20 protein-coding genes are annotated in these 24,574 nt (G+C 66.3%); 11 read left to right on the top strand and 9 right to left on the bottom strand.

Going from position 1 to position 24,574, the window contains the following annotated elements:
* Positions 1–13: 13 nt before the first annotated feature.
* The 4 genes from dgcN (at position 14) to B7Y43_RS07150 (ending at position 5,218) form a co-directional block, all read left to right on the top strand.
* The gene (dgcN, locus tag B7Y43_RS07165) at positions 14–1,036 is read left to right on the top strand and encodes a DUF1611 domain-containing protein (RefSeq protein WP_374130946.1); all 1,023 of its coding nucleotides are present in this window, start codon (positions 14–16) and stop codon (positions 1,034–1,036) included.
* Positions 1,033–2,487, top strand: a complete 1,455-nt coding sequence (locus B7Y43_RS07160; RefSeq protein WP_374130945.1) for a M20/M25/M40 family metallo-hydrolase — start codon at positions 1,033–1,035, stop codon at positions 2,485–2,487. The genes dgcN and B7Y43_RS07160 overlap by 4 nt, the downstream gene beginning before the upstream one ends.
* Positions 2,484–3,467, top strand: a complete 984-nt coding sequence (gene dgcA / locus B7Y43_RS07155; protein ID WP_374130944.1) for an N-acetyl-D-Glu racemase DgcA — start codon at positions 2,484–2,486, stop codon at positions 3,465–3,467. Before B7Y43_RS07160 ends, dgcA begins: the two co-directional genes overlap by 4 nt.
* A 491-nt stretch (positions 3,468–3,958) precedes the next feature.
* The gene (locus tag B7Y43_RS07150) at positions 3,959–5,218 is read left to right on the top strand and encodes an MFS transporter (protein WP_374130943.1); all 1,260 of its coding nucleotides are present in this window, start codon (positions 3,959–3,961) and stop codon (positions 5,216–5,218) included.
* On the opposite strand, the gene B7Y43_RS07145 is transcribed toward B7Y43_RS07150, so the two are convergent.
* From B7Y43_RS07145 to B7Y43_RS07130, 4 genes are read right to left on the bottom strand one after another with little or no spacing between them, the layout of a single operon-like run.
* Positions 5,206–5,706 (bottom strand): hypothetical protein, encoded by a 501-nt coding sequence (locus tag B7Y43_RS07145; protein WP_374130942.1) that lies wholly within the window; start codon positions 5,704–5,706, stop codon positions 5,206–5,208. The genes B7Y43_RS07150 and B7Y43_RS07145 overlap by 13 nt on opposite strands.
* Entirely contained in the window at positions 5,699–8,440 is a 2,742-nt protein-coding gene (locus tag B7Y43_RS07140; RefSeq protein ID WP_374130941.1) for a 2Fe-2S iron-sulfur cluster-binding protein, read from the bottom strand. The genes B7Y43_RS07145 and B7Y43_RS07140 overlap by 8 nt, the downstream gene beginning before the upstream one ends.
* On the bottom strand, positions 8,437–8,694 hold the full coding sequence (locus B7Y43_RS07135) for a sarcosine oxidase subunit delta (protein WP_374130940.1): 258 nt from the start codon (positions 8,692–8,694) through the stop codon (positions 8,437–8,439). Before B7Y43_RS07135 ends, B7Y43_RS07140 begins: the two co-directional genes overlap by 4 nt.
* A complete protein-coding gene (locus tag B7Y43_RS07130; RefSeq protein WP_374131089.1) occupies positions 8,695–9,972 on the bottom strand; it encodes a sarcosine oxidase subunit beta family protein in 1,278 nt (425 codons plus the stop codon).
* 53 nt (positions 9,973–10,025) lie between these two features.
* Between B7Y43_RS07130 and B7Y43_RS07125 the strand changes: the two genes are divergently transcribed.
* The 7 genes from B7Y43_RS07125 to B7Y43_RS07095 are packed head-to-tail and all read left to right on the top strand — an operon-like array spanning position 10,026 to position 18,938.
* Complete coding sequence (locus tag B7Y43_RS07125; protein WP_374130939.1) at positions 10,026–11,732, top strand: GMC family oxidoreductase; 1,707 nt, start codon at positions 10,026–10,028, stop codon at positions 11,730–11,732.
* Complete coding sequence (locus B7Y43_RS07120; protein WP_374130938.1) at positions 11,729–12,331, top strand: hypothetical protein; 603 nt, start codon at positions 11,729–11,731, stop codon at positions 12,329–12,331. Before B7Y43_RS07125 ends, B7Y43_RS07120 begins: the two co-directional genes overlap by 4 nt.
* Positions 12,328–13,641: a glycoside hydrolase family 1 protein gene (locus B7Y43_RS07115; RefSeq protein WP_374130937.1), complete on the top strand. Its 1,314-nt coding sequence runs from the start codon at positions 12,328–12,330 to the stop codon at positions 13,639–13,641. Before B7Y43_RS07120 ends, B7Y43_RS07115 begins: the two co-directional genes overlap by 4 nt.
* Positions 13,638–15,113, top strand: coding sequence for a sugar MFS transporter (locus B7Y43_RS07110; protein ID WP_374130936.1), 1,476 nt, complete (start codon positions 13,638–13,640; stop codon positions 15,111–15,113). Before B7Y43_RS07115 ends, B7Y43_RS07110 begins: the two co-directional genes overlap by 4 nt.
* The gene (locus tag B7Y43_RS07105) at positions 15,110–16,330 is read left to right on the top strand and encodes a Gfo/Idh/MocA family protein (protein WP_374130935.1); all 1,221 of its coding nucleotides are present in this window, start codon (positions 15,110–15,112) and stop codon (positions 16,328–16,330) included. Before B7Y43_RS07110 ends, B7Y43_RS07105 begins: the two co-directional genes overlap by 4 nt.
* Positions 16,327–18,633: a CehA/McbA family metallohydrolase gene (locus tag B7Y43_RS07100; RefSeq protein WP_374130934.1), complete on the top strand. Its 2,307-nt coding sequence runs from the start codon at positions 16,327–16,329 to the stop codon at positions 18,631–18,633. The genes B7Y43_RS07105 and B7Y43_RS07100 overlap by 4 nt, the downstream gene beginning before the upstream one ends.
* Positions 18,630–18,938 (top strand): hypothetical protein, encoded by a 309-nt coding sequence (locus tag B7Y43_RS07095; protein ID WP_374130933.1) that lies wholly within the window; start codon positions 18,630–18,632, stop codon positions 18,936–18,938. The genes B7Y43_RS07100 and B7Y43_RS07095 overlap by 4 nt, the downstream gene beginning before the upstream one ends.
* A 91-nt stretch (positions 18,939–19,029) precedes the next feature.
* Here B7Y43_RS07095 and B7Y43_RS07090 read toward each other — a convergent pair whose 3' ends face one another.
* Genes B7Y43_RS07090 through B7Y43_RS07070 form a run of 5 tightly spaced genes read right to left on the bottom strand, consistent with a single transcriptional unit; the run spans position 19,030 to position 24,572 of the window.
* On the bottom strand, positions 19,030–20,796 hold the full coding sequence (locus B7Y43_RS07090) for a serine hydrolase (RefSeq protein ID WP_374130932.1): 1,767 nt from the start codon (positions 20,794–20,796) through the stop codon (positions 19,030–19,032).
* On the bottom strand, positions 20,796–22,250 hold the full coding sequence (locus B7Y43_RS07085; RefSeq protein ID WP_374130931.1) for a M81 family metallopeptidase: 1,455 nt from the start codon (positions 22,248–22,250) through the stop codon (positions 20,796–20,798). The genes B7Y43_RS07090 and B7Y43_RS07085 overlap by 1 nt, the downstream gene beginning before the upstream one ends.
* Positions 22,250–22,936, bottom strand: a complete 687-nt coding sequence (locus tag B7Y43_RS07080; RefSeq protein WP_374130930.1) for an ABC transporter ATP-binding protein — start codon at positions 22,934–22,936, stop codon at positions 22,250–22,252. Before B7Y43_RS07080 ends, B7Y43_RS07085 begins: the two co-directional genes overlap by 1 nt.
* Positions 22,933–23,739: an ABC transporter ATP-binding protein gene (locus B7Y43_RS07075; RefSeq protein WP_374130929.1), complete on the bottom strand. Its 807-nt coding sequence runs from the start codon at positions 23,737–23,739 to the stop codon at positions 22,933–22,935. Before B7Y43_RS07075 ends, B7Y43_RS07080 begins: the two co-directional genes overlap by 4 nt.
* Positions 23,736–24,572: an ABC transporter permease subunit gene (locus B7Y43_RS07070; protein WP_374130928.1), complete on the bottom strand. Its 837-nt coding sequence runs from the start codon at positions 24,570–24,572 to the stop codon at positions 23,736–23,738. Before B7Y43_RS07070 ends, B7Y43_RS07075 begins: the two co-directional genes overlap by 4 nt.
* Positions 24,573–24,574 lie beyond the last annotated feature (2 nt).

Below are 24,574 nucleotides of genomic sequence, written 5' to 3'. Positions count from 1 at the left end.
CGGATACGCTGCCATGATTCCTGCCCCCTATCTCCTCTATCTCGGCCATTTTCAGGATCCGGCTGACATCAAGACCTCACGCGGGCTGGCGGTGTTTCGCCGCGAGGATTGCATCGCCGAATTCCGGCATGACGATTGTCCGCTGACGCTTGATCTGCCGCGCATGACGATCGCCGAGGCGGCAGCCGCAGGGGCGAAGACACTAGTGCTCGGAATCGCGGCGGCTGGCGGCCGACTGAATGAGGCATTGATCGCCGATGCAGCGGCTGCGATCTCGGCTGGCATGAACGTCGCGGCAGGGCTCCATCACCGGCTGCGCGACCAGCCCACGCTGGCAGCGGCAGCAGCGGCTTCGGGCGTCTCGCTGTTCGACGTCCGCGATCCGCCAGCCGACCTGCCCGTAGGCAACGGTAAACGTCGCGAGGGTAAACGGCTGCTGACCGTCGGCACCGATTGTTCGACCGGCAAGATGTTCACCACGCTCGCGCTCACCACCGCGCTTCGCGAGCGCGGTGTTAACGCCGATTTCCGCGCAACTGGGCAAACCGGAATCCTCATTGCGGGCGACGGCGTTCCGGTCGATGCTGTCGTCGCCGATTTCATCGCCGGGGCAATCGAAATGCTGTCGCCGGCGCGCACCGATGGCGGTTGGGACTTGATCGAAGGCCAGGGATCGTTGTTCCATCCCTCTTTTGCGGGGGTCTCGACCGGGCTGCTGCACGGCGCGCAGCCGGACGCGCTTGTGCTGTGTCACGATCCGTCGCGCCCGCATCTGCGCGGCTTGCCGCATTATCCGCTGCCGGACGTGGGACGGTGCATTGCCGAAAATCTGCGCGTTGCGGCGCTCACCAATCCCGACGTGACGATGGTCGGCATCGCGCTCAACACGTCGAAGATCAACGAGGACGAGGCACGGCGACTGTGCGAGACAACCGGGGCCGAAAACGGCCTGCCCTGTACCGATCCGCACCGCTTCGGCGCCGATGCCATCATTGACCGGCTGCTGGCGGCGTTCGACATGGTGCCTGTTGCATGAGTGTTGACGTCAAGAGCAGGGCGTTGGACGCTGATCGTGCCCGTGCGTTGATCAACGGGATTTGGGACGCGGAAATCATCGACGAGTTGGTGCGCTACATTCGCATTCCCAACAAATCGCCGCTGTTCGATCCAGACTGGGCAGCGCATGGTTACATGGACGAGGCTGTTGCGCAATTTGCTGCCTGGGCGCAGGCCAAGATCGCCACGCTGACGGGCGCCACGCTTGATGTGGTGCGGCTGCCAGGGCGCACCCCCGTCATTCTGATCGAGATACCGGGTGAGATCGACGATACCGTTCTGCTCTACGGTCATCTCGACAAGCAACCCGAAATGACCGGCTGGGCGGATGACCTTGGCCCGTGGACGCCCGTGCTGCGCGACGGCAGGCTTTATGGTCGCGGTGGTGCGGATGATGGCTACGCGATGTTCGCGTCGATCGCAGCACTGCTCGCGGTGGCGGATCAGAACTTACCCCGCGCACGCGCTGTCATCCTGATCGAGGCGTCCGAGGAAAGCGCGAGCTGCGATCTGCCCGCTTATTTCGAGTATCTCGGGGACCAGATCGGCACGCCTTCCCTGGTGATCTGCCTCGATTCGGGCTGTGCGACCTATGACCAATTGTGGCTGACGACCTCGCTGCGGGGCGTCGCGACGGGTGCGCTGCGTGTCGATGTGCTGGAAGAAGGTGTGCATTCCGGGGAAGCATCGGGCATCGTGCCGAGCACCTTTCGAATTCTCCGCCACCTGCTGTCGCGGATCGAAGACGCGGTGACCGGCGAAATCGTTGTGCCGGCGCTCCGGGCCGAAATCCCGGCCGATCGTGTGGCCCAGGCGCAGTTCACGGCGGCGACTTTGGGCACAGCGGTGTTTGAGGCTTTTCCAGCGGTTGAGGGGTTGCGCCCCGTCGCCGACGATCCGGCGGAACAGCTGCTGAACCGCACCTGGCGCGCCACTCTATCGGTCACCGGCGTGGAGGGGCTTCCCGCGATCGCATCGGGCGGCAACGTGCTGCGGCCGTCAACGGCAGTGAAGCTTTCAATGCGACTGCCGCCAACGGTGGATGCCACGGCAGCGACGGCAGCGATGAAGTCCACACTGGAGGCCGACCCGCCTTATGGCGCGCGGGTTACGTTTACGCCGCTCAGCGGCGCTGCGGGCTGGAACGCGCCCGCGATGGTGCCATGGCTAACCGCAGCGGTCGATCGCGCGTCGATGGCGGCCTTCGGCAAGCCAGCGGCGATGATCGGCCAGGGGGGAAGCATCCCCTTCATGGGCATGCTCGGCGAGAGCTTTCCGCAGGCGCAGTTCGTTATCGCCGGCGTGCTCGGACCGCAGTCCAATGCGCACGGGCCCAACGAATTCCTGCACATCGCGATGGGCAAGGGCGTCACGCTGGCGATGGCGTCGATCCTGGCCGATCATGCGGCACGCTGCGGAGGCGATCGATGACGCGGCGGCTGAGCATCACGCATGACATTTTCGCCATGACCCGGCCGTTCCGCATTTCGCGCGGTAGCCGATCGCAAGCCGAAGTCGTTACCGTTACGATCGAACAAGACGGCGTGGCGGGGCGGGGCGAATGCACGCCCTATCCGCGCTATGGTGAAAGCATTGCCTCGACGATGGCGGCGATCGATGGGTGCCGCGCGATGATCGAGCGCGGCGGCGATCGGCAGGCGCTGCGCGCTCTTCTGCCGGCGGGCGCGGCGCGCAACGCGATCGACTGCGCGCTGTGGGATCTCGAAGCGCGGCTCGGCAATACCACGGTCGCCAGCCTGGCTGGTCTGGCCCCTATGGCGTCGATCGTCACTGGCATCACGATCAGCATCGACACGCCCGAGGCGATGGCGACCGAGGCGCGGTCGCTCGCCGCCGTCCCGCTGCTCAAGATCAAGGTCGATGGCGACGATCCGATGGCGCGGATCGACGCTGTCCGCGCTGCCGCACCAACACCACGCTTGATCGTCGATCCCAATGAAAGCTGGTCGGTCGAGCAGCTGATCGCCTTGCAGGACGCGCTTGCTGCGGTCCGGGTCGATTTGCTCGAACAGCCCATTCTGGCCGGATCGAGCGAGGCATTGAGCGGCCTTGCCCGAAAGGTGCCGATCTGCGCCGACGAAGCCGCACACGCCGCCGCCGATATCGCCGGCCTGGTCGGCCGCTATGATTATGTGAACCTAAAGCTCGACAAGACCGGCGGCCTGACCGAGGCGCTCGTTATGGCCCAGCTGGCACGCGAAGCGGGGCTTGGCCTGATGGTCGGTTGCATGCTCAGTTCGTCGCTGGCAATCGCGCCCGCCGCCTTGCTCGCGCAATGGGCAAGCTTCACCGATCTGGACGGACCTTATCTCTTCGAGAAAGACCGCGAGGGCGGTTTCCGGATCGATGGGGGCTACCTGATACCAACCAGCCCTTGTTTTTGGGGTTAGCAATCGACCTGAGCGCCCCAAAGACTTGTCCTTTCCTCCAGCATAGCTTGGCAACTCCGCAATTGACCAGCCCCGCACCGTTTCGTCGAGCGTGCGGTGGCCGCGCCGCGCCGCGCCGCGCCTTCGCCCGAGAAGCGGACCTGACCGGCGTTGATACCGTCATACATCTTGCATAGCAGCGCAGCGTAGGCCGCGCCAGGTGCTGCTCCTGCGAGCGTCTCCTCCCACGCCGCGCGGGGGACCGGGACAGGTGCCACCTCAGGACTGAGCGCGCCGGGCCGGCGAGCTCGACGATCGCTGGCGGACTGGCCTCCGTCAGGAGCTGGGCGACCTCCTTGGCCTTGTCCATGTGGTGAGCTTGGGTGAGGCGGATTGCATATTCCGATGGTGTGAGCCGCTCGGGATGTATTCCATCTGGATATTTCCGATTCGATACGCGAGTATCGATTTCGAGAGGAAATATGATGGCTCACGCACGGCCCCCTTGGGGCATGCTCGCAATTTTGGTGGTGGCGGCGATCCTGTCATTCGTCGATCGGCAAATTTTGAGCTTGCTCGTCGAGCCGATCAAGCGAGACCTCCACATCGATGATTTTGCTATGGGGCTGCTGGCGGGACCCGCCTTTGCGATTTTCTATGCGGTTGCGGGCATCCCGCTGGGCTGGCTGGCGGATCGGGTCGATCGCGGGCGGTTGATGGCGGCGGGTATCGCGGCCTGGTCGATCATGACCGCGCTCAGCGGGTTTGCAGCCAATTTCGCGCACCTGTTCATCGCTCGGATTGGCGTGGGCGTCGGTGAAGCGACGCTCGGGCCGGCGGCGCACTCGATCATCGCCGATCGCTTTGACAAGGCCCGGTTGCCGCTGGCGATGAGCATTTACGGGACAGGCGTGGCGCTCGGCGCGGGGTTTGCCTTTGCTCTGGGCGGGCAGGTGGTCGCGCTCGCTTCGGGGCCGGCGCGCGCGCTGCCCCTGGTTGGCAATCTCGCGCCGTGGCAATTGACCTTCGTGCTCGTCGGGCTGCCGGGGCTGCTCGTCGCGCTGGCATTGGCGCTCATCGTCCGCGATCCGCGCGATCGGCTGGTCGGCGCGCGACCGGCACCATTTGCCGGGCTGGGCGATTTCTGGCGCAGTCGGCGATCGTTGATCCTGCTCTATATCACCGGGGTCAGCCTGTTGGGGGCGGCGGGATTTGCCAATCTGCTGTGGCTGCCCAGTGTCTTCGTCCGCAATTTCGGCTGGAGCGCGCCGCAGATCGGCACGGTGATTGGCCTGATGCTGATGACCTTGGGGGTTGGCGGCGTGCTGCTATGTGGGGTTATTGCCACGCGGATCGTCAGGGGTGGCCGCAGCGATGGCGCACTGATCGTGACGGCGGGCGCGGCGATTGTCTCCGTTCCTTTCGCGTTTTCAACGCTGATGCCCGATGCGACGACGACATTGCTGCTGGTCGCGCCCGGCATTTTGGTGTCGAGCGCCTATGTCGGGCTTGGGCCTGCGATCGTGCAGGCGGCGACGCCACCCGAGCTGCGCGGCCGGATTGCGGCGTTTGCGTTGATGATCACCGGCCTGCTCAGCATGATTGTCGGGCCGGTCGGGGTCGGCGCGCTGACGAGCCTTGTCTTTGGCGATCCGCACAAGGTTGGCCTGTCGCTCGCGATTCTATCGGTCATCTTCTACGCGAGCGGTGCGGCGTGCCTGTTGGCGGCGCGCGGGGCCTATCGCGGTGTGATTGCCGCTCAATCAGCCTGAAGCGCGAGGCGGAGCCAGTCGATCCAGTAGCGGTCGCGCCCGCATTCGGCGAGGATCAGGATATGGTCGGCGCGTGGCAAGATACTCACCGGCAGCCCGGCCATCCGGGTCGAGAGTGATCGACCGGGGTGGAGCGCGGCGGAGTCAAGGCCCGTCAGCGCGGTGACAAAGCCCACCGCATCGCCCTTTACGCGAACCGAGATGTAGCGCGCCGATACATCGATCCACGTGCTTGCCGTCCCTTCCAGCCGGGCCGGATTGATCGCCCCCAGCAATAGCCAGGCATCGGGGGACAGCCACGCCAGCAGGCCATCGGCATGGTCGGCGGCCATCGTTGATCCGGGCAATGCAGCGACATCCGTTGTGGCGGTCTTGCGGAGCAACCATGCCGGGCCGCAGCGATCAACCGTGACGGACGGGTGTCGACCGACAATCCGGCAGGGCAGCGTGGGGGATGGCCCCGCATCGATCAGCGCAAGATCAACCACGCAACCGTTCTCCCGCCGGGTCATAGACGCCAGGGGCGATGACGGCCGCGCGAAAGCGTCGGCCCATGTCATAAAGCGTTACCGTCTCACCCAGTCGCGACCGGCCGGCCCGCAGCATCGCCAACGCGATCGGCCTGTCCAAGCTGGGGCTCCACGCGCTCGAGCTGACATGGCCGTGGCTATCCCCGGGCACGGCGTCGCCTGCCAGGATATGCGCGCCAACCGGCAACAGCGCGTCGCTGGCCAGGCCGACGAGCTGCAGCCGATCGGGCCGAACCGCATCGGCCCGCGCCAGCGAACGTCGGCCGATAAAGTCCGATGACTTGCGAACGACGCCGCCCGCCATGCCGACATCGCCGGGCAGGGTGGTGCCGTCGGTATCGACGCCGACATGGATGAAGCCTTTCTCGATGCGCATCGTCATCAATGCCTCGATGCCATAGGGGGTCAAACCGTCCGCCGTACCGGCTAGTGCCAGCGCTTCGCCCAGCGCGGTTGCGTGATCGGCGGCGACGCTGATTTCATAGCTCGCCTCGCCGGTAAAGCTTGCGCGCAGGACACGCGCCGGGAGTCCTGCGACGGTCCCGATCCGCCAGGTCATGTGCGGAAAGGACGCCAGATCGATGTCGGTGCCCGCGCGCGCCAGCACCGCGCCAGCCTTGGGGCCACTCAGCGTCCAGGTCGCCCAGTCGGGCGTAACCGGCACGATCGCGACGTCGAGCGACGGCCATTCGCATTGCCGCCACTCCTCCATCATTGCCGCGATCCGATCGGCACCGCCGCTCGTCGTGTGGACCAGATATTGGTCATCGGCGAGCCGCACGAAGACGCCGTCATCGATGATCACGCCTTGCTCGTTGAGCATCAGGCCATAACGTGCCGATCCGATTCTGAGCGTCGATGCCGTGCCGACATAGATTCGGTCAAGAAAGGTCCCGGCGTCAGCGCCGATCACCTCGATCTTGCCAAGCGACGAACTGTCGAACAGGCCGACGCCGGCGCGCACCGTCCGCACCTCGCGCAGCACCGCCTGTTCCCAGCCCTCTCCGTGGCGTGGATAGACTGTCGGGCGCGCCCAGCCGCCATGCTCCTCGAACAGAGCACCATGCGCCGCATGCCAGTCATGCGCAGGGAGGTGGCGCAACGGGTGATACATCGCTCCCACGCCAGGCCCTGCAATCGCGCCAAGCGTTACCGGCGTGTAAGGCGGGCGGAAGCGAGTCGTGCCGACGGTCTCGGGCGCCCGTGTGGTGCGCTCACCCAGCAGCATCAGGCCATTGACGTTGGATGTCTTGCCCTGGTCGACCCCCATGCCGAGGGTCGTGTAGCGTTTGAGATGTTCGACCGAGACATAATTTTCCTGCGCCGCCACGCCGATGTCGCTGGCCAGCACGTCATTGGCGAAATCGACGAACGCCTTGCCGCTGGGGGTGGTGTAGGCGGACAAGTCAATGTCGAGATCGAATCCCGCCGCGCCGCCACCCACCGAGACCGGCTGCACGGCGTCACCCGCAACGAACATCGCGCGATTGGCATCATAACGAACTTGGCCACCCGATTGCGAAAACAGGTGAAGCGTCGGCGACCATCCGCCCGACATAGCGACGGCATCGCAGCGGATGTGCCCGGCGTTACGACCGTCTCTGGTCGCCAGGCGCACACCCGCGACGCGCCAACCGCCGGTGGCCCCCGCAATGATCGCCCCTGCGCGCACGTCGATGCCGGGGATCGGGGCGGCATGGGGCCGTGCATCGACCAGCGTGACCTGGGCCCCCGCATCGCGAAGCGCCACCGCCACATCCGCGGCGCTGTCATTGTTCGTCGCGACGACGATGCGTTGTCCGCACAGCACGCCGAACCGCTGGAGATAAACGCGCATAGCCGAGGCGAGCATCACACCCGGCCGGTCATTGCCCGCAAACACCAAAGGCCGCTCGATCGCCCCCGTCGCCAACACGACGCGACCGGCGCGGATTTTCCAGAGGCGCTGCGCCGGACCGTCGCCCGATAGCTGCTCGACGGCGGCAAGCGCTCCATGGTCGTAATAACCGAAAACGGTGGTGCGCGTGAACAGCCGCACATTTGGCAGCGTGGCAAGCGCCGCAACCCTTGCGCCCAGCGCTCCCGCTGCGACCCCGCCCAGCGCAAAATCCTGCTCCATGAGCACGACCGACTGCCGAGATGCGGCGGCCTCGGCAGCGGCGGCCAGTCCTGCTGTCCCGCCGCCCACGACCAGCACGTCGCAGCGCAGATGCTGGTGGATATAGCGATCGGGATCAGACCCCTCGGGTGCCGTGCCCAGGCCTGCCGCGCGGCGGATCGGCCCTTCAAAAACGTGCCAGTTCGGCCAGATAAAGGTCTTGTAATAAAAGGCGGCCCCCAGCAGCGGCGCTGCCCATTGATGCACGCTGCGCAGGTCGAAACGCGGGCCGGGCCAGCAATTGACGCTGGTGGCGATCAGCCCCTCCACCAGCGGCACCTCGGTCGCTTTCAGGTTCGGGATGGCGGACGCGCCAGTGCCAATGGTGACAAGCGCATTCGGTTCCTCGACCCCCGCCGCGACGATCCCGCGCGGGCGATGATATTTGAAGCTGCGCGCGACCAGGCATCGGCCATTGGCGAGCAGCGCAGAGGCGAGCGTATCGCCGGGATGGCCGGTCAGCCGCTCGCCGTTAAAGGTGAAGGTCAGCGTGCGGCTGCGGTCGATAAGGCCGCCGGTCGCAAGGCGCTTCATGTCGGGCTGCCGGGTTCGACGGCGATGATGGCATGCGTCACCGTATCGCGCGTGACGTTCAGCCATTGCCCGCAGCCAAAGGCATGACGCCAGCGATCGACGGTCTGCCCGCGCGAATTCTTGCGCTCGAACAGATAGGCAGCCCAGTCGGTATCGCTGCAATCAAGTAGCGGGCGGACCAGATAGGCCTCACCGCCGCAGACATATTCGGCCTCGTCGCGCGGGCCGCACCAGGGGCAGGATATCAGCAGCATCTAATGCGCGATCCCCGAAGCGGCGGCTTCATCGATCAGCGCGCCGCGCGCAAAGCGATCAAGCCCGAACGGGGCCGTTAGCGGGTGGGCGTCGCCGGTCGCAAGAGTGTGGGCGAAGCAATAGCCCCCCGCCGGGATCGCCTTGAACCCACCGGTGCCCCAACCGCAGTTGAGGAAGATGCCGGGAATGTCAGTCCGCCCGACGATGGGGCTCGAATCATGCACGACATCGACGATCCCCGCCCATTGCCGCAGCATCCGCAGCCGTGAAAAACGCGGAAACAGCGTCAGCAGCCCGGCAAGCACATTCTCTACTGTCGGTAGATTGCCCCGCTGCGCATAGGAGGCATAGAGATCGAGCCCGCCGCCGATTACCAGCTCGCCCTTGTCCGACTGGCTGACATAGATGCCGGCGGCGGGCGACAGGACGACGGTGTCGAGCACCGGCTTGATCGGCTCGCTCACCAGCGCTTGCAGGGCATAGGAAGTGATCGGCAGCTTTAGACCAAGCTTGTCGGCCAGCACGCTCGAATGCCCGGCGACCGCCAGCCCGATGCGGTTGGTGGCGATCAGGCCCCGGCTGGTCTGCACCCCCCTGATGCCGTCTGTGCCGACATCGAACCCGGTTACCTCGCAATTCTGGATGATGTCGACGCCGAGCGCCGAGGCGGCACGGGCATAGCCCCAGGCGACGGCGTCGTGTCGCGCGGTGCCGCCGCGCTTCTGGACGAAACCGCCCATGATCGGGAGCCGTGCCCCGTCCGAGAAATCGAGCGCGGGGGCGAGGTCGCGCACGCCCTCGCGGGTCAGCAGATCGCTATCCACGCCGTTCAGCCGCATCGCATTCGCCCAGCGGCGTTGCGCATCGAGATCGTGACGGCTGTGCGCCAGCGTCACCATGCCACGCTGGCTGAACATGATGTTGTAGTTCAGCTCGCGGCCAAGCCCCTCATAGAGCCTGACCGAGAAATCATAGAAGCGCGCGCTTTCTGAGAACAGATAGTTGGAGCGGACGACGGTGGTATTGCGCCCGGTATTGCCGCCGCCGATCCACCCTTTTTCCAGCACCGCGACATTGGTGATGCCGTGGTTGCGCGCGAGATAATAGGCGGTCGCCAGCCCATGTCCGCCGCCGCCAACGATGATGACATCATAGGCCGGCTTGGGATCGGGCGACCTCCAAGCAGGCTGCCATGCCGACCGCGTGATAGCATGGCTTAACAGCCCCAGCGCCGAATAGCGTTCAGGGAATTTCAGCGTCGAAAAAGGCACCGATATCGCCACAATATTTCCATATGGAATTATTGCTTCCGATCTGACACATCATGCCTATGGCTGGCAATGCAGATACCGACGTCATCGTCATCGGGTCGGGTGCGGCGGGGGGCATGGCCGCCTATGCGCTGACCAAGGCGGGCGTGCGCGTGACCATGCTGGAGGCCGGGCGCGACTATAATCCCGAAACCGAAACGCCGATGTTCAACATGCCCGGCGAAGCGCCGCTCCACGGTGCCGCCACGCCGGACAAGGAACAGGGTTATTATGACGCCACGATCGGCGGCTGGCAGGTGCCGGGCGAACCCTATGCGGTGGCCGACGGCAGCAAGTTCAAATGGTGGCGCGCGCGGATGCTGGGCGGGCGCACCAATCATTGGGGGCGGCTGGTGCCGCGTTTCGGCCCCTATGATTTCAAGGGTTACACGCGCGACGGCCTGGGGGTCGACTGGCCGATTGACTATGATGATGTCGCGCCCTGGTATGACAAGGTTGAACGGCTGATCGGCGTGTTCGGCGCGGCCGAGGGGATCGAGAATTCGCCCGATTCGCCGCCCGGTATTCTCCAGCCGCCCCCCAATATGCGCGCGTTCGAGCATTGGATGAAGCGCGTGATGGAGCGCGGCCATGGCATTCCGGTGATCCCAGCGCACAGTGCCATCCTGACGCGGCCGCTGGGTGACCGCCCGGCCTGTTTTTATGCCACCGATTGTCAGCGCGGTTGTGCGATCCGCGCCAATTTCCAGTCGACCACGGTGCTGCTGCCGCCTGCCCGTACGACCGGCAAGCTGACGATCATCACGCGCGCCATGGCCTATGAAATCACCGTCGATGCGCGCGGGCAGGCGAATGGCGTGCGCTATATCGATACCGCCAGCGGCGCGCGGCACTGGGTGAAGGCGCGCGCGGTGATGGTCGGCGGCGGCACTTGCGATTCGGCACGGCTGCTGCTCAATTCTCGCTCTACCGCTTTCCCCAACGGACTGGCCAATGGCAGCGGGCAGGTGGGGCGCAACCTGCTCGATACGCCCGCGCTCGGCATCGAAGCGCGCGTGCCGCAGCTGGAGGACTTGCCCGCCTTTAACGATGACGGCGTCTCGCTCTATCACGTCAACACGCCGTGGTGGCGCTATGAGGACCAGCGGCGCGGCAAGCTCAATTTCGCGCGTGGTTATCAGATCGAATTCTGGGGCGGGCGGCGCCTGCCCGAATTTGGCGACATCGCGGGGATGGCCGAGGGGATTGGCGGCGGCAGTTATGGCGCCGATCTGCACCGCGCGATGAAGCGACGCTTCGGCTCCTCGGTGTATCTGAGCGGGCGCGGCGAGATGTTGCCCAATCCGGGGAGCTATGCCGATCTCGATCCCGTCATGCGCGACCGCTTCGGCCTGCCGGTGCTGCGCTTCCACTGGCAGTGGGGTGATAACGAACGCGCGCAGATGGCGGATGCGCGCGAAACGCTCGCCAATGTGTTCAAGTCGATGAACGCAGAGATCCTGACCGACCTGTCGATGCCGATCGCCGAGGTGATGCGGCCAGGGGGACAAGTGGTGCACGAGGTCGGCGCGGCGCGGATGGGCGCTGACCCGCGCACCTCGGTCGTAACGGCGACAAGCAACGCGCATGAAGTGTCCAACCTCTACATGATCGATGGCGCGGCCTTTGCGTCCAACCCGCACAAGAACCCAACGCTGACCATCCTGGCGCTGGCCTGGCGCGCGGCGGATCACCTTACCGGCGCGCTGGCGAAAGGGGAGGCATGAGCGAGATTGATCGCCGCGCCGTTATCGGCTGGAGCGCGCTGGTCGCCGGTGTCGTCGGTGCAGGCTGGGGGGTGACGCATCTGCCGAGCGGCGCACCGTCGGGTCGCAAGCCGACGGGCTATGGCAAAGACCCGCCGCTGGTCGATCCCAAGCGCCATGTTTGGCCGCGGCTGTTGGACGATGCGATCCGGCGTAACCTTGTCGCGCTGATCGATATCGTTGTCCCCGGTATCGACGGATCGCCGCCCGGATCAGCGCTGGGGCTGGTCGATTTCTTCGATGAATGGCTGGGCGCGCCCTATCCCGACATGGTGGCGGATCGGGCGCTGATCATGCCGATGCTGGCGGGAATCGACGGGCTTGGAGCATTGGCACCGGGCGCCCGTGCGGCGCGCGTGGCGGGGCTCGGCTCGGGTGGCACCGCGAAGGCGTTTGCGCGGTTTTGCGTGCTGGCGGCGGCGGCCTATCACACGACGCCACAGGGCATTGCCGCGCTCGGCTATGTCGGCAACGAGGCCCGGCAGAGCTTCGACGGCCCGCCGCCCGCTGTGCTGGCGCATTTCGATACCGAACTGGCGAAATTGGGATTTGCGCCATGACTGATATCGATCGCCGTGTTGTGCTCGGCGCAGTGGCGGCGCTGGCCTCCACCGGCCCGCTTGCCGCCGCCCGATCCTCGGCCTTCCCAAGGGGCTTTTTGTGGGGCGCGGCGACCGCAGCCCATCAGGTGGAGGGCAACAACATCAACAGCGATCTGTGGCTGATCGAACATCTCAAACCCAGCCCGTTCGTTGAGCCTTCTGGCGATGCCTGCGATTCGTGGAACCGCCATCTCGACGACATTGCCTTGGTCGCTAAGCTCGGATTGACCGCCTATCGCTTCTCAATCGAATGGGCGCGGATCGAGCCCGAGCCGGGCACCTTCTCGGCCGCAACGCTTGCTTATTATCGCCGCCTGGCAGAGGCCTGCCGCCGCCACGGCATCGCGCCGATCATCACCTATAATCACTTCAGCCTGCCGCGCTGGGTGGCGGCGCGCGGCGGCTGGGAAACGCCCGAAATCGCCAGCCTGTTCGCGCGTTATTGCGACCGGGCGGCGCGCGCGCTGGGATCGCTGCCGGCCTATCACTGCACGATCAATGAGGCGAACCAGCCATTGCTCCCCTATCTGCTGCGCGGCGACAAGCCGGATCGCGGCGAGGAATTCATTCTTGGGTTGGCGGCCAAAGCAGTGGGGAGCGACCGGTTCGGCAGCTATGCATCGGGCAACCGCTATCGCGCGCGCGACGCGATGATCGCCGCACATCATGCCGGTGGCGATGCGATCCGTGCGGCGGTGCCGGGGGCCAAAGTCGGCATCACGCTGGCGCTGCCGGTGCTCGAAGCGGCACCGGGCGGTGAGGCGATGCGCGCGCGGGCGGTGGCCGAGACGCGGACGGTCTGGTTCGACGCGTGCCGTCACGACGAATTCATCGGTGTCCAGAATTACGACCGAAAGCAGGTCGGCCCAGCCGGCTTCGCGCCCAATCGCACCGACAGCATGACCGACGACGAGGGTAGCGACAATTGGACCGAGTCACTCGGCACCGCCGTGCGCGAGGCTGCCACAGCGACGGGCCGCCCAGTGCTCGTCACCGAACATGGCATCAACGCCATCGACGACGCGCGCCGGATCAAAGCGATCGATGCCGGGGTGGCGTCATTGGCGCGCGCCGTTGCGTCCGGGGTGCCGGTGCTCGGCTATGTTCATTGGTCGCTGATCGACAATTTCGAATGGCTGCGCGGGTTCAAGCCCAAATTCGGGCTGTGCGCGGTCGACCGCGCGACCTTTGCCCGCACGCCGAAGCCGAGCGCCCACCATCTTGGCCGAATCGCCTCGAACAACGGGCTTAAAGGCACAATCGCATGACCGACACCACTGACCCGGCGGCGCTGTTCCGCACCGCCCGCATCGCGCTGCTCGCGACCGCTTTCTGCTTTGCGTCGGTGGCGGCAGCGCTGGGCGGGATCAAAGCAGCCTTCGCGCTAACCAATGTCGAGGCTGGGTTAATCGCGGGAGCGGCTTTGTGGGGGCTGGCGGTAGGGCAGTTGGTCCTGTCGCCCTTGTGCGACGTGCTCGGGTTCCGGCGGATGCTGCTGATCGCCGCGCTGCTCCAGATCGCCGGGGTCGGGGTGATGATCGCGGCAAACGGCTTTGGCATGCTGATGGCCGGTGCGACGCTGATCTCGATCGGCAACGGCGCGGTCGAGGCGGCTTGCAATCCGCTGGTCGCGGCGCTGTTTCCGGACAGGAAGGCTGCCAAGCTCAATCATTTCCACCTTTGGTTCCCCGGCGGCATCGCGATTGGCGGGGTGTTGACCTATGCGCTTGACCAGGGCGGCATCGGCGCATGGCAGGCCAAGATCGCGCTGATCCTGATGCCCGCGCTGGTCTATCTCGCGCTTACGCTGCGCCAAACGTTCCCGCCGACCGAAACGCGCGCCGCGGGGTTGGGGCTGGGCGATGCGCTGAGGGCCACGGGGGCATCGCCGTTGATGTGGCTGATGCTGGCGCTGATGGCGATCACGGCCTCGCTCGAACTGGGGCCGAACCGCTGGATTCCCTCGGTGATTGAAGCGGGCGGGGTGCCGGGCATATTGGTGCTCGTCTTCATCAACGGCATCATGGCACTGCTGCGTGGCACCGCCGAGCCGGTGCTCAAGCGGGTCGCGCCGACCGTTGTGCTGCTCGCCTCCGCGCTGCTTGCCGCTGCCGGGCTGATGCTCATTGCGCGCGCGCAAGGCCTTGTCGCCATTTTGGGGGCCAGCGCCGTGTTCGCCTGCGGGGTGGCTTTCCTGTGGCCAATGATGGTCGGCGTCGTGGCGGAACGATTGCCGCGTACCGGCGCGACCGGCCTTGGCCTGATCGCCGCAGTCGGCGCGGCATTTGTCGGTGGTATCACGACGCCGCTGATGGGCGGCATCGCGGATCAACGTGTTCGGGCACAAATTGACGTGGCCGAGGTGAGGATGCTTGCTGGGGACGTCGAAATGAGCCGAAGCGCGCTGATCGAGGCCGCCCCCGAACGACGTCGTACGGAGATCGTCACACTCGCCGAAAGCGCGAAGGGCAACGACTTTGACCGTGCGCGTGCGGTAGGCTTCGCACGTCAATTGATCGCCGCCGACCCGTCACCTGATTTGACCGCGCGCGCCCGCGCGATCCTGGCCCCGGTGGAAAATGCGGGCGGGCTCGCGTCCTTTGCAACGCTGGTGCCGTTCGCGCTGGTGGCCGCGCTGGCGTTCCTCGTGCTCATCCTGGTCGACCGGCGGCGCGGCGGCTACGCGGCGGCGGTCGACCGGGCCCGCGCCACCCTTCACACTAAGGACTTGATCGCATGACCGACCCACTTCGCATCGGCTTCATCGGTGCAGGCTTTATCGCGCATTTCCATCTCGGCTCGTTCGAGGGCGTACGTGATGCAGTGATTGCTGGCGTCTATAGCCCCACTCCGGCCAAGCGACAGGCACTGGCCGATCGCGCCAATGCGCTCGGGCTCGGCCCCTGTCGCGCGTTTGATAGCCTGGCCGAGATGCTCGCCTCCGGCGAGGTCGATGCGGTCTGGGTCCTGTCCCCCAATGACGTGCGGATCGAGACCTTCACCGCGATCCGCGATGCCGTAAAATCTGGCGCATCCATCCGCGCCATCGCTTGCGAGAAGCCGCTGGGGCGCACGCTCGCCGAGGCGGAGGAAGTACTGCGGCTGACTGAGGAAGCCGGGCTGGCGCATGGCTATCTGGAGAATCAGGTGTTTTCGACCGCCGTGCAGCGGGGCAAGGAAATCATCTGGCGCCGCGCAGTGCCCTCGGCCGGTCGCCCTTATCTCGCACGGGCAGCGGAAGAACATGCCGGGCCGCATGAGCCCTGGTTCTGGGACGGCAAGCGGCAGGGCGGGGGCGTCCTGTCCGACATGATGTGCCACTCGATTGAGGTCGGGCGCTTCTTGCTGTCGGCACCCGATGAGCCGCGCGCGGCGATGCAGGTGAAATCGGTCAACGGCACGATCGGCCATCTGAAATGGACCCGTCCGCGCTATGCGGCGGAGCTTGGCGCGAAAATGGCAGGCGTCGATTACCGCGCGCGGGCATCGGAAGATTTCGCGCGCGGGCTGGTCACCCTCGAAGACCCCGAGGGGCAGGAAGCGGTGATCGAAGCGACGACGAGCTGGGCGTATGTCGGCGCCGGCCTGCGCATCGACCTTGAGCTGATGGGGCCCGAATATGCGATGCAGTTCAGCTCGCTGGGGGCGGGGCTGAAGCTGTTCCTGTCGCGCGCGATCGAGGGCGGGGAGGGCGAAGACCTGGTCGAGAAGCAGAATGCCGAAACCGGGTTGATGCCGGTGATAGACGACGAGGCGGGCGTCTATGGCTATACGTTGGAAAACCGGCACATGGTGCACTGCTTCCGCACCGGCACGACGCCGATCGAGACCTTTCATGACGGGGTGGAGGTGACCCGCATCATCATGGCGCTCTACAAATCCGCCGAGGAAGGCCGCGTGATCCATTTCCCCGACGACAGCCTGCGCGATTACGTGCCGGTGCCGGCGCGAGGATGAGCAGCGGCCCTCGCCTCGACCGGCGGCTGGTGCTGGGCGGCGTGGCGGCGCTCCCGCTGTCTGCAGTGTCATGGCCAGCGGCGGCGCAGGCGCTCGCGGTCCCGCCCCAGCCTTTCCTCGCCCATGGTCGGCGGGTCGCTGCCGCGCTTGCCGCGCTGGGCGAGCCGATTGCCGATTGGGAGCCGAAGATCGACCGGGCGCTGGCGCAGGGCGGCATCGCGGCGGCGGCGGTGGAAGCGCGGCGTATGCTTGATGCAGTAACGTTGCTGTCGGCGGTCATTTCGCCAGAGGCACGGGTCGGCACGCTGCGCGGGGCGGCGGTACCCGAGCTGGTGCAGGGTGGCTGGCGGCTTTTCCTGCTCCGTATCGACAATCCCGCGCGGGTGCCGGGGCGGATCGGCGTGACCAGCCCAGAAGCCGCTCCCAGCCACGCGCCATCCTTGGCGACCGACCATGTCTGGGATCAGCGTCCGCCGCCTGGCGAACATCTCCATCACGGCCAGATCGAGACGCGCTGGCTGGCGATCGACCCGTATGACGGGCCGCTGCTGCCGCTCGCGCTCGATGATCTGGAGGTCGAATACCGCATCCTCCAGCTTTACGCGCGCGATGCCGGGCGCCTGAACGCCAGCCTCTCGGCCGATCTCGGGCCGGGCACGCAGGATCTCGGTGGTCGCGCGACCGCGTCGGTCACCTTTTCGGTCCGGCCAAGCCGGGCGGTGTCGCTTCGGGTTCGCGATCATGACGGGCAGCCGACGACCTGTTCGCTCCTGATCACCGATGCTCAAGAGCGCATTTACCCTGCGCAAGCGAAGCGCGAGGAGCCCGATTTTTTCTTCCAGCGCCGCATCTATCGTGCCGATGGTGCCACCTTGTCGTTGCCGACCGGGCTGTTTACCGTATCGACTGCGCGCGGCCCCGAATATCTGATCGAAGAGCGCGAGCGGCCAGTGTCAGCAACGGGTCCTGCGTCGTGGGACATCGCGCTGAAACGCTGGATCGATCCGGCGGCGATGGGCTGGTATTCGGGCGATCACCACCTCCACGCTGCCGGCTGCGCGCATTATGCCGCGCCAGAGGATGGCGTGGGGCCAGCGGTGATGCTCCCGCAACTGGCGGGCGAGGCGCTCAGCATCGGTTCGGTGCTGATCTGGGGGCCGGGCTATGCGGTGCAGAAGCGGCACTTCACCGGGCGCGACGATCCTGTCTCCAGCCCCCGCGAAAAGCTTCATTATGATCTCGAAATCTCGATGTTTCCGTCATCGGCGAGCGGGCATCTGGCGCTGCTCGGGCTCAAGGACCAAGACTATCCGGGGGCCGCCGCTATCGCCGACTGGCCGAGCTGGACCGGGCCGATCCTGCGCTGGGCCAAGGTGCAGGGGGCGATCACCGGCTATCCGCATGCGGGCAACGGGCTGTGGGCGGGGACGAGCGATCTGCCCAATCTTGCCCCCGCACCGTTCGACGGCATTGGCGCCAATGAATTCATCGCGACCGTGACCGAGGGTTTGGTCGATTTTATCGGCGTCGGCGATACCGTGCCCGCCGCTGAACTCAACATCTGGTACCATGTGCTCAACAGCGGCTTCCGGCCGCGCATTGCCGGTGAGACCGACTGGCCGTGCATCTATGATCAGGCGATGGGCATGGCGCGCAGCTATGTGAAGCTGGATGGCCCGCTCAGCTATGTCGGCTGGTGCGCCGGGCTGGCCGCCGGGCGATCCTATGTTTCGGACGGGCGCGCGCATTTTATTGAGATGCGCGCGACTGCGGGGGCACAGAAATGTGCGCTCGGTACGGGCGATCTCAAGCTGGCGGTGCCTGCGCCGGTGACAGTCGAGGCGGCCGTCGCGGCCCGGCTCGAGCCCGTTCCCACGTCAGCGACCGAGGCGATCCGTCGCCTCGCCACCACCGACAAGCCGCACTGGCATCTGGAACGCGCGCGGCTGGGGGATAGCCGATCGGTCAGCGTTGAACTGGTCGTCAACGGTGTAGCCGTCGAAAGCCGCATCGTGCCTGCCGATGGCGTGCTCCGGCCTATCGGCTTCACCTTTACACCCGACAAAAGCTGCTGGGTGGCGCTGCGCATTGCCGATGCCGCGCACAGCAACCCGATCTGGATTGAGGTCGGCGGCAAGCCCGTGCGCGTCGCTGCCTCCGCCACCTGGTGCGCCGACGGGGTTGAGCGCTGCTGGGCGCAAAAGGGCACTCGCATCCGGGCGAGCGAACATGCCGAGGCGAAAGCGATGTATGACCGCGCCCGCGACACCTATAGCGCGCGGGCTGCCGAGGCCGGGGCATGATCGCACTGCTGCTCGCGCTCGTGACCCCTGCGCTCGACGGCCCCGGCATCCGCCATGCAGCGGACCAAACGCGCTGGCCGCGCCTGCTCGAAACCTATGATCGCCGGGGAAAAACCGTGCGCCTGCTCGATTGCGATTATCGCTATCAGCTCGCTGGCACCGATCCGCTGCCCGGTCTGGTTCGCAACCGCGCCTTCATGGCGATCCTCCTCGCCAAGGACGGCGCAATCGAACCCTGGGACCTCGAACCCGCCTGGCCGACGTGCAAGTTCCTGGCGGTGCCGGACGAAAAAACTCCTCGGTAGGCAATCCACCCCTCCCCTTAAGGGGAGGGGATGGGGGTGGGGGCTGTCCGTCTCACCGAGTCAGCGCTTGGGGAGCGTTCCCAACCCCTCATCAAACCAAGTGAAAAAACGCAAACGGCACGATCAGCACCACCGCAGCGATGCCGATCAGCCCGCCATGAATCCGCGCGAGCAGCCCCGGCTTCGCTGTCGCCAGCGTCCATCCAAGCCACGCGGCTAGCGCGACGATCGCCACCAGCGCGATCTTCAGCACGATGAAAGGCGTCGCATCACCGCCGATGATGCTTGGCTCGAGCCCCGGCGGCAGCACGAACAGCACCAGCGGCACCACCAGGGCCACCAGCGCGATCAGCGGCGCGATCAACCGCGCCCGCCCGCGCATCCAGATCGCGCCCAGCACCCCCGTCAGCAGCACCACCAGCGCGCCCAGCGTCAGCGTCGTCTGCGTCCCCGGATCACCCAACCCGCTCACCCGCGTCGCATAGCCCACGCGCTGCAGCAGCCGCTCGCCATCGAACGCGATTACTCCACCGGGGCGGCCATCGTCGTTGACCATCGTGTAGCTGTTCGGCGCAAAGGCATAATATGGCCCCTTGCCGTTGATCGTCAGCCGGTTGCCCGGCGCGGGTGCCACGGTCTGCACCGCGCTCGCCCCCACGATCGATTCGAAGGTCGTTTGCGGGCGGCGCTCGTCCCAATATCGGCCGTAAAAGGCCGATGGATCGGGCTGGACTGCAAGCGGCGCGGGGGCCAAGAATTTACCCAGCGCCAGCGTCAGGAACGACGCCTGCAGCTTGCCATAATCGAGCGGCTCGCCCTTGCCCGGCTCGGGCGACCCCGCCCAGGTGTAAAACACGCCGATATCGCTGCCGGGGATCAGGTACATATCGGTTGAAAAGCCCGAAAAGGCACCGGCATGGCCGACGATCTTCGCGCCGTTCCACTGCGACACGAAAAACGCCATCGCCAGCGAATCGAGCGCCGCCCCGTTGCGCGCGAGCGGCCCGTGCAGGCGCGCCACCGTCCCCGGCGGCAGCACGCCCGGCGCGTGCCCCAGCTGCGCGTTTATGTACGTCGCCATGTCGGCAGCCGTGGTGTGGATCGATCCGGTCGGCGCGAAGAACGGCGCGTTGATGTCCCAAGGCGCTGCGCGATTGCCCGTGTACGGCCGCACCAGCCGCGCGGTCGTCGCGGTCGAATAGGCCAGCTCGGTGTCCTTCATCCCCAGCGGCGCGAGCAGCCGCTTTGCAAGGAAATCGCGCATCGTCATGCCGGTGATGTCCTCCACCACCATGCCCAGGATCGCCGGATCGATATTGGCATAGACGATGCGGCTGCCGGGTTGGCGCACGATCGCGGGCAGGTGCGCGCGGACATAATCGGCAGTCGCGGGTGCGGTGCGCTCCCCCGCCGCGCCCACGCCAAAGCCGCGCTCCTCATAGCCCGCGCTGTGCGTCAGCAACTGGCGGATCGTCACTGCGCGGCCAAAGCCGTCGGGTAGCTTCAGTCGCTTGAGATAGGTGTTGGCAGGGTCATCGAGCGAGGCGATTCGCCCGTCCTGCACCAGCAGCGCGATGGCCGTCGCGGTAAAGGTCTTGGTGGTGGATGCGATGATGAAGCGGTCGCGCGGCGGTGCGATCGGGGATTTATTTGCCCGATCGCCATCACCATAATTACGGACTAGCAGCACCTTGCCGCCCTGCACGATCGCCACCGTTGCGGCGCTGGCGCGGCCCTCGGCAACGGGCGCACCAAACTGCGCATCGGCCCACGCCCCCGCTGATGCCGGATCGAGCTGCGCCAATGCGGGCGAGGAAAGGCCAACAAGCAGCAATAGGGCGGCGAAGAACATGCGCATCAGTTGGTCTCCACAAAGGGCCAGATGGTCTTGTCGATATGGCGGAACGGCAGGGTATGGAGCGACATCGTCGCCACGCCGGGCGAATCGACATAGCGGATACGGTCGCTCGCCTGAGAAAACATGATGTAGAAATGCTGCATCGATTTGGGCACCAGCACGCGCTTGCTCGCCAGATCGATGCCGAAATCGGTGAAGGCGGCGGGCGTGATGCACTGTGCACGCTTCGTCGTCAGCACCAGATGGTTGTTGCCTGCGGTCTTCACCACCGCGACGTCGCCCAGATCGAACTGCGCGACGATCACGTCGTGGATCGCCCCACTGGCCAGATGCGTGACCTCGACTTCAAGGTCCATCGGCTTGCCCGAAAAGGAGCAGGCCTTGCCCCCCACCCGCAGCGGCAGCCGCCCGCCGACCCCTGCCGCCGTCGCCAGCTGCACTGCGACCGGATCGAAGAGGAAGGCAGCGGCGATATCGGTCACGCCCGCGTCGATCAACGCGCCAATCAGGTGCGTCGTATCGCCGGGGCAGCCCGCGCCGACATTGTCAGAAAAATCGGCAAGCACGAGCGGTGCAGACGCATCGACCGGCCCCAGCGCCTCCGCCACCGCATCGGCGACGGACACCAACGCCGTCATCGTCTGCCCGCGCAACGCCTGCAACTTCGCGCTCAATTCTTCGGCGATGGCCCCACCCAGCGCGGCATCATCCTCGCTATAGACGAGCAGTTTCGTGCCATAATGCGGCACATCGCCCCAGGGAAAACCGTGGATCAGCGAGGCAGAGAGCACCCCCGGCCGGCCTTCGGCCGCGCGCAGATCAGCAACGAAACTCTTGGTCGGCTCGACCGGCGTATAGTAGAAAGCGATCATCCGGCAGTCGGTCACCGATGCCACCGGGCGCGACTGCCCTTGTGCCACCGCGAGCGTGCGGTCCCACAATTCCTGTGCCCGATCGAACACGTCGAAATGCGGATATTCCTTGTACGCGATCAGCATGTCGGCATGCGCGACCATCTCGGGCGTCAGGTGGCAATGCGGATCAAGCAGCCCGCCAATCGCGACGCCCGGCCCGACAATGGCGCGGATGCGCGCGAGCAAATCGCCTTCGCAATCGGGATAGCCATCGGCGACCATCGCGCCGTGCAGGCCCAGCAATACCATGTCCGCCGGCATGGCGGCCTGCAAGTCACGCAGGATTTCGTCGCGGATGCGTTCCCAGGTGTCGCGCCGGATGATGCCGGCGGGTTGCGCACCCGCGCACAGCCCCTCGATCAGCGTCCAGCCCTCGCGCCTCGCCACCTCCTCACGCGCAATGGCGAGGGGGGCTGTAAACATCTCGCGCCGGTCGGGGTGCTGGCCGGCGGGAAACCAGTCGGTAAAATTCGCGTCGCCGGTGCGGATCGGGGAAAAGGTGTTGGTCTCGGTCGCCGCAGCGGCGGTGAAGATGCGCATCAGGCGGGTTCTTTCACGGGGAGGATGTCGGCAGTAGCGCCGCATTGGGTAATCCGACCATTCGCCATTACCGCCACATCGTCGGCAAGATGGCGGACGACCGCAAGATCATGGCTGACGAGCAGCATCGCCACACCTTCTTGCTGCTGCAGCGCAAGCAACAAGTTGAGGATCCGCGCCTGCACGCTCACGTCGAGCGCGGAGGTCGGCTCGTCGAGGATCAGCAGGCGCGGGTTGGTGGAGAGTGCCCGGCCAATGGCGACCCGCTGGCGCTGCCCGCCCGAGAGCTGGTGCGCAAATCGATCCGCGAAATCGCTGCCCAGCCCCACCTTTTCGAGCAGGCGGTGAGCGAGCGCGCGGCGATCATTGGCCTGGCCGATCAGCGCGGCGGGCTCGGTGATCATCCACCACACGGGCTTGCGCGGGTTGAGCGTCGCGTGCGGATCCTGAAACACGAACCCCGCCCCGCCGAGCGGCACGCCGCCGGGCTTGCCTTCCCAGCTGACCGTCCCGCGATTGGCCCGGCGCAGGCCACCGGCGACGCGCGCCAGCGTCGTCTTGCCGCTGCCCGATCCGCCGACCAGTCCCATGATCCGCCCTGCCGCGACGCTCAGGCTCACGTCCGACAGGATCGTCGCACTGCCGATCGTCACGCCGATATCGTCGAGGTCGATCAGCGCGGTCATGCGTCCGCCACCGGCAGCATCGTCTTAGGCAGGCTGCGATCAGGCAGGGCGGCGAGCAGCAGCTTGGTGTAGCTCTCAGCGGGATGGTCGATCACCTGCGCCGCGCTGCCCCGCTCGACCACGCGGCCACGATGCATCACGTAAACGCGGTCGCATGCCCCCCGGATCAGCCCCAGATCATGGCTGACGATCAGCGCGCCGGCGCCCGCCTTGCGGACATGACCGGCGATCAGTGCCAGCACATCGGCGCGCGCTTCGGGGTCGAGCGCGGTCGTCACTTCATCGGCGATCACCAGCTGTGGATCGGCGCATAGCGCAATCGCGATCAGCGCGCGCTGCCGCTGCCCGCCCGATAGCTCAAAGGGGCGCGCCTGCCAGATGCGATCGGGATCAGCGAGCCCCATCGCCGCGAACAGATCAACCCCAATCCGCCGGGCGGCATCGCCCCTGATCGCGCGGTGCGCGGTGAGGACATCGGCGAGTTGCTGCCCCACCCGGCGCGTCGGCATCAGCGCCTGCATCGGGTCTTGAAAGATCAGCGCCGCCTTCGCCCCGCGCAACGCCCGCAGTGTCGCTCGGTCGGCCGCGCGCACATCGGTGCCGCAGCAATGAATCGTGCCCCCCGTCACGCGCACCGCGCCCGGCAGCATGCCAATCGCGGCAAGGCTCGTCAGCGATTTGCCGCTGCCCGATTCGCCCACCAGCCCCACCGTCTCGCCCGCCGCGACGGTGATCGATACGTCGTCCAGCACAGCCCGCTCACCGATCGTCGCGTTCAGCGCGTTGATCTCAAGCAGGCTCATGCCGCATCACCCGTGCGCGGATCGAGCAGGTCGCGTGCCCAATCGCCCAGCAGGTTGAAGCCGATCGCCGACAGCAGCAGCGCCGCGCCCGGAAACACGCCGTACCACCAGGCATCGAGCGCAAAGCTCCGCCCGGTCGCGACCAGCGCGCCCCATTCGGGCGATGGCGGCTGCGCGCCGAGGCCAATGAACCCCAAGGCCGCCGCGGCCAGGATCACCCCGGCAATGTCGCTCAGCCCCTGGATCAGCATGATCCCCGCCAGATTGGGCGCGACATGATGGCGCAGCAGATAGAGCCGCCCCGCGCCCGCCAGCATCGCCGCCTCCACATAACCCCGCGTCATCAGGCCGATCGTCTGCCCGCGCGCGAGCCGCACGAAAAACGGCAGCCGCACCACCAGCAAAGCAATCAGCGCGTTGATCAGGCTCGGTCCGAGCGCCGCCGCCAGCGCCATCGTCAGCACCAGCGGCGGCACCGCCAGCATCACATCGACGATCCGCATCACGATCGTCTCGGCCCAGCCGCCGATGATCCCGGCGAGCCCGCCGATCAGTGTGCCGATGAAGATCGTCGCGGCCACAATCACAATGGCAGCGAGCAGCGAGGGCCGGGCGCCGTGCGCGATGCGGGAGAAAAGGTCGCGGCCAAGCTCGTCAGTGCCCATCCAGTGCTGCCACCCCGGTGCCTGCAGTCGATCGGCCAGTGCAATCGCATCAGGGGCATGGCGCGTCATGAGCGGGCCGATCAGCGCAAACATCAGCAGGAACGCGACGATCGCAAACCCCGTTGCGCCCGCCCGGTCAGCGCGCAAGGCAGCCAGGATGCGGCTCATGT

This window comes from Sphingomonas sp. 28-62-20 (genome assembly GCF_002281505.1).
Note: the sequence above shows the minus strand (reverse complement) of the source record. Positions and strands in the feature narration are given on the sequence as shown.

What these genes read in the sequence shown, in the direction of transcription:
- dgcN (WP_374130946.1), top strand. Translation starts at nt 14, where the DNA reads ATGATTCCTGCCCCCTATCTCCTCTATCTCGGCCATTTTCAGGATCCG.
- B7Y43_RS07160 (WP_374130945.1), top strand. Translation starts at nt 1,033, where the DNA reads ATGAGTGTTGACGTCAAGAGCAGGGCGTTGGACGCTGATCGTGCCCGT.
- dgcA (WP_374130944.1), top strand. Translation starts at nt 2,484, where the DNA reads ATGACGCGGCGGCTGAGCATCACGCATGACATTTTCGCCATGACCCGG.
- B7Y43_RS07150 (WP_374130943.1), top strand. Translation starts at nt 3,959, where the DNA reads ATGCTCGCAATTTTGGTGGTGGCGGCGATCCTGTCATTCGTCGATCGG.
- B7Y43_RS07140 (WP_374130941.1), bottom strand. Translation starts at nt 8,440, where the DNA reads ATGAAGCGCCTTGCGACCGGCGGCCTTATCGACCGCAGCCGCACGCTG.
- B7Y43_RS07135 (WP_374130940.1), bottom strand. Translation starts at nt 8,694, where the DNA reads ATGCTGCTGATATCCTGCCCCTGGTGCGGCCCGCGCGACGAGGCCGAA.
- B7Y43_RS07125 (WP_374130939.1), top strand. Translation starts at nt 10,026, where the DNA reads ATGGCTGGCAATGCAGATACCGACGTCATCGTCATCGGGTCGGGTGCG.
- B7Y43_RS07120 (WP_374130938.1), top strand. Translation starts at nt 11,729, where the DNA reads ATGAGCGAGATTGATCGCCGCGCCGTTATCGGCTGGAGCGCGCTGGTC.
- B7Y43_RS07115 (WP_374130937.1), top strand. Translation starts at nt 12,328, where the DNA reads ATGACTGATATCGATCGCCGTGTTGTGCTCGGCGCAGTGGCGGCGCTG.
- B7Y43_RS07110 (WP_374130936.1), top strand. Translation starts at nt 13,638, where the DNA reads ATGACCGACACCACTGACCCGGCGGCGCTGTTCCGCACCGCCCGCATC.
- B7Y43_RS07105 (WP_374130935.1), top strand. Translation starts at nt 15,110, where the DNA reads ATGACCGACCCACTTCGCATCGGCTTCATCGGTGCAGGCTTTATCGCG.
- B7Y43_RS07100 (WP_374130934.1), top strand. Translation starts at nt 16,327, where the DNA reads ATGAGCAGCGGCCCTCGCCTCGACCGGCGGCTGGTGCTGGGCGGCGTG.
- B7Y43_RS07095 (WP_374130933.1), top strand. Translation starts at nt 18,630, where the DNA reads ATGATCGCACTGCTGCTCGCGCTCGTGACCCCTGCGCTCGACGGCCCC.
- B7Y43_RS07090 (WP_374130932.1), bottom strand. Translation starts at nt 20,796, where the DNA reads ATGCGCATGTTCTTCGCCGCCCTATTGCTGCTTGTTGGCCTTTCCTCG.
- B7Y43_RS07085 (WP_374130931.1), bottom strand. Translation starts at nt 22,250, where the DNA reads ATGCGCATCTTCACCGCCGCTGCGGCGACCGAGACCAACACCTTTTCC.
- B7Y43_RS07080 (WP_374130930.1), bottom strand. Translation starts at nt 22,936, where the DNA reads ATGACCGCGCTGATCGACCTCGACGATATCGGCGTGACGATCGGCAGT.
- B7Y43_RS07075 (WP_374130929.1), bottom strand. Translation starts at nt 23,739, where the DNA reads ATGAGCCTGCTTGAGATCAACGCGCTGAACGCGACGATCGGTGAGCGG.
- B7Y43_RS07070 (WP_374130928.1), bottom strand. Translation starts at nt 24,572, where the DNA reads ATGAGCCGCATCCTGGCTGCCTTGCGCGCTGACCGGGCGGGCGCAACG.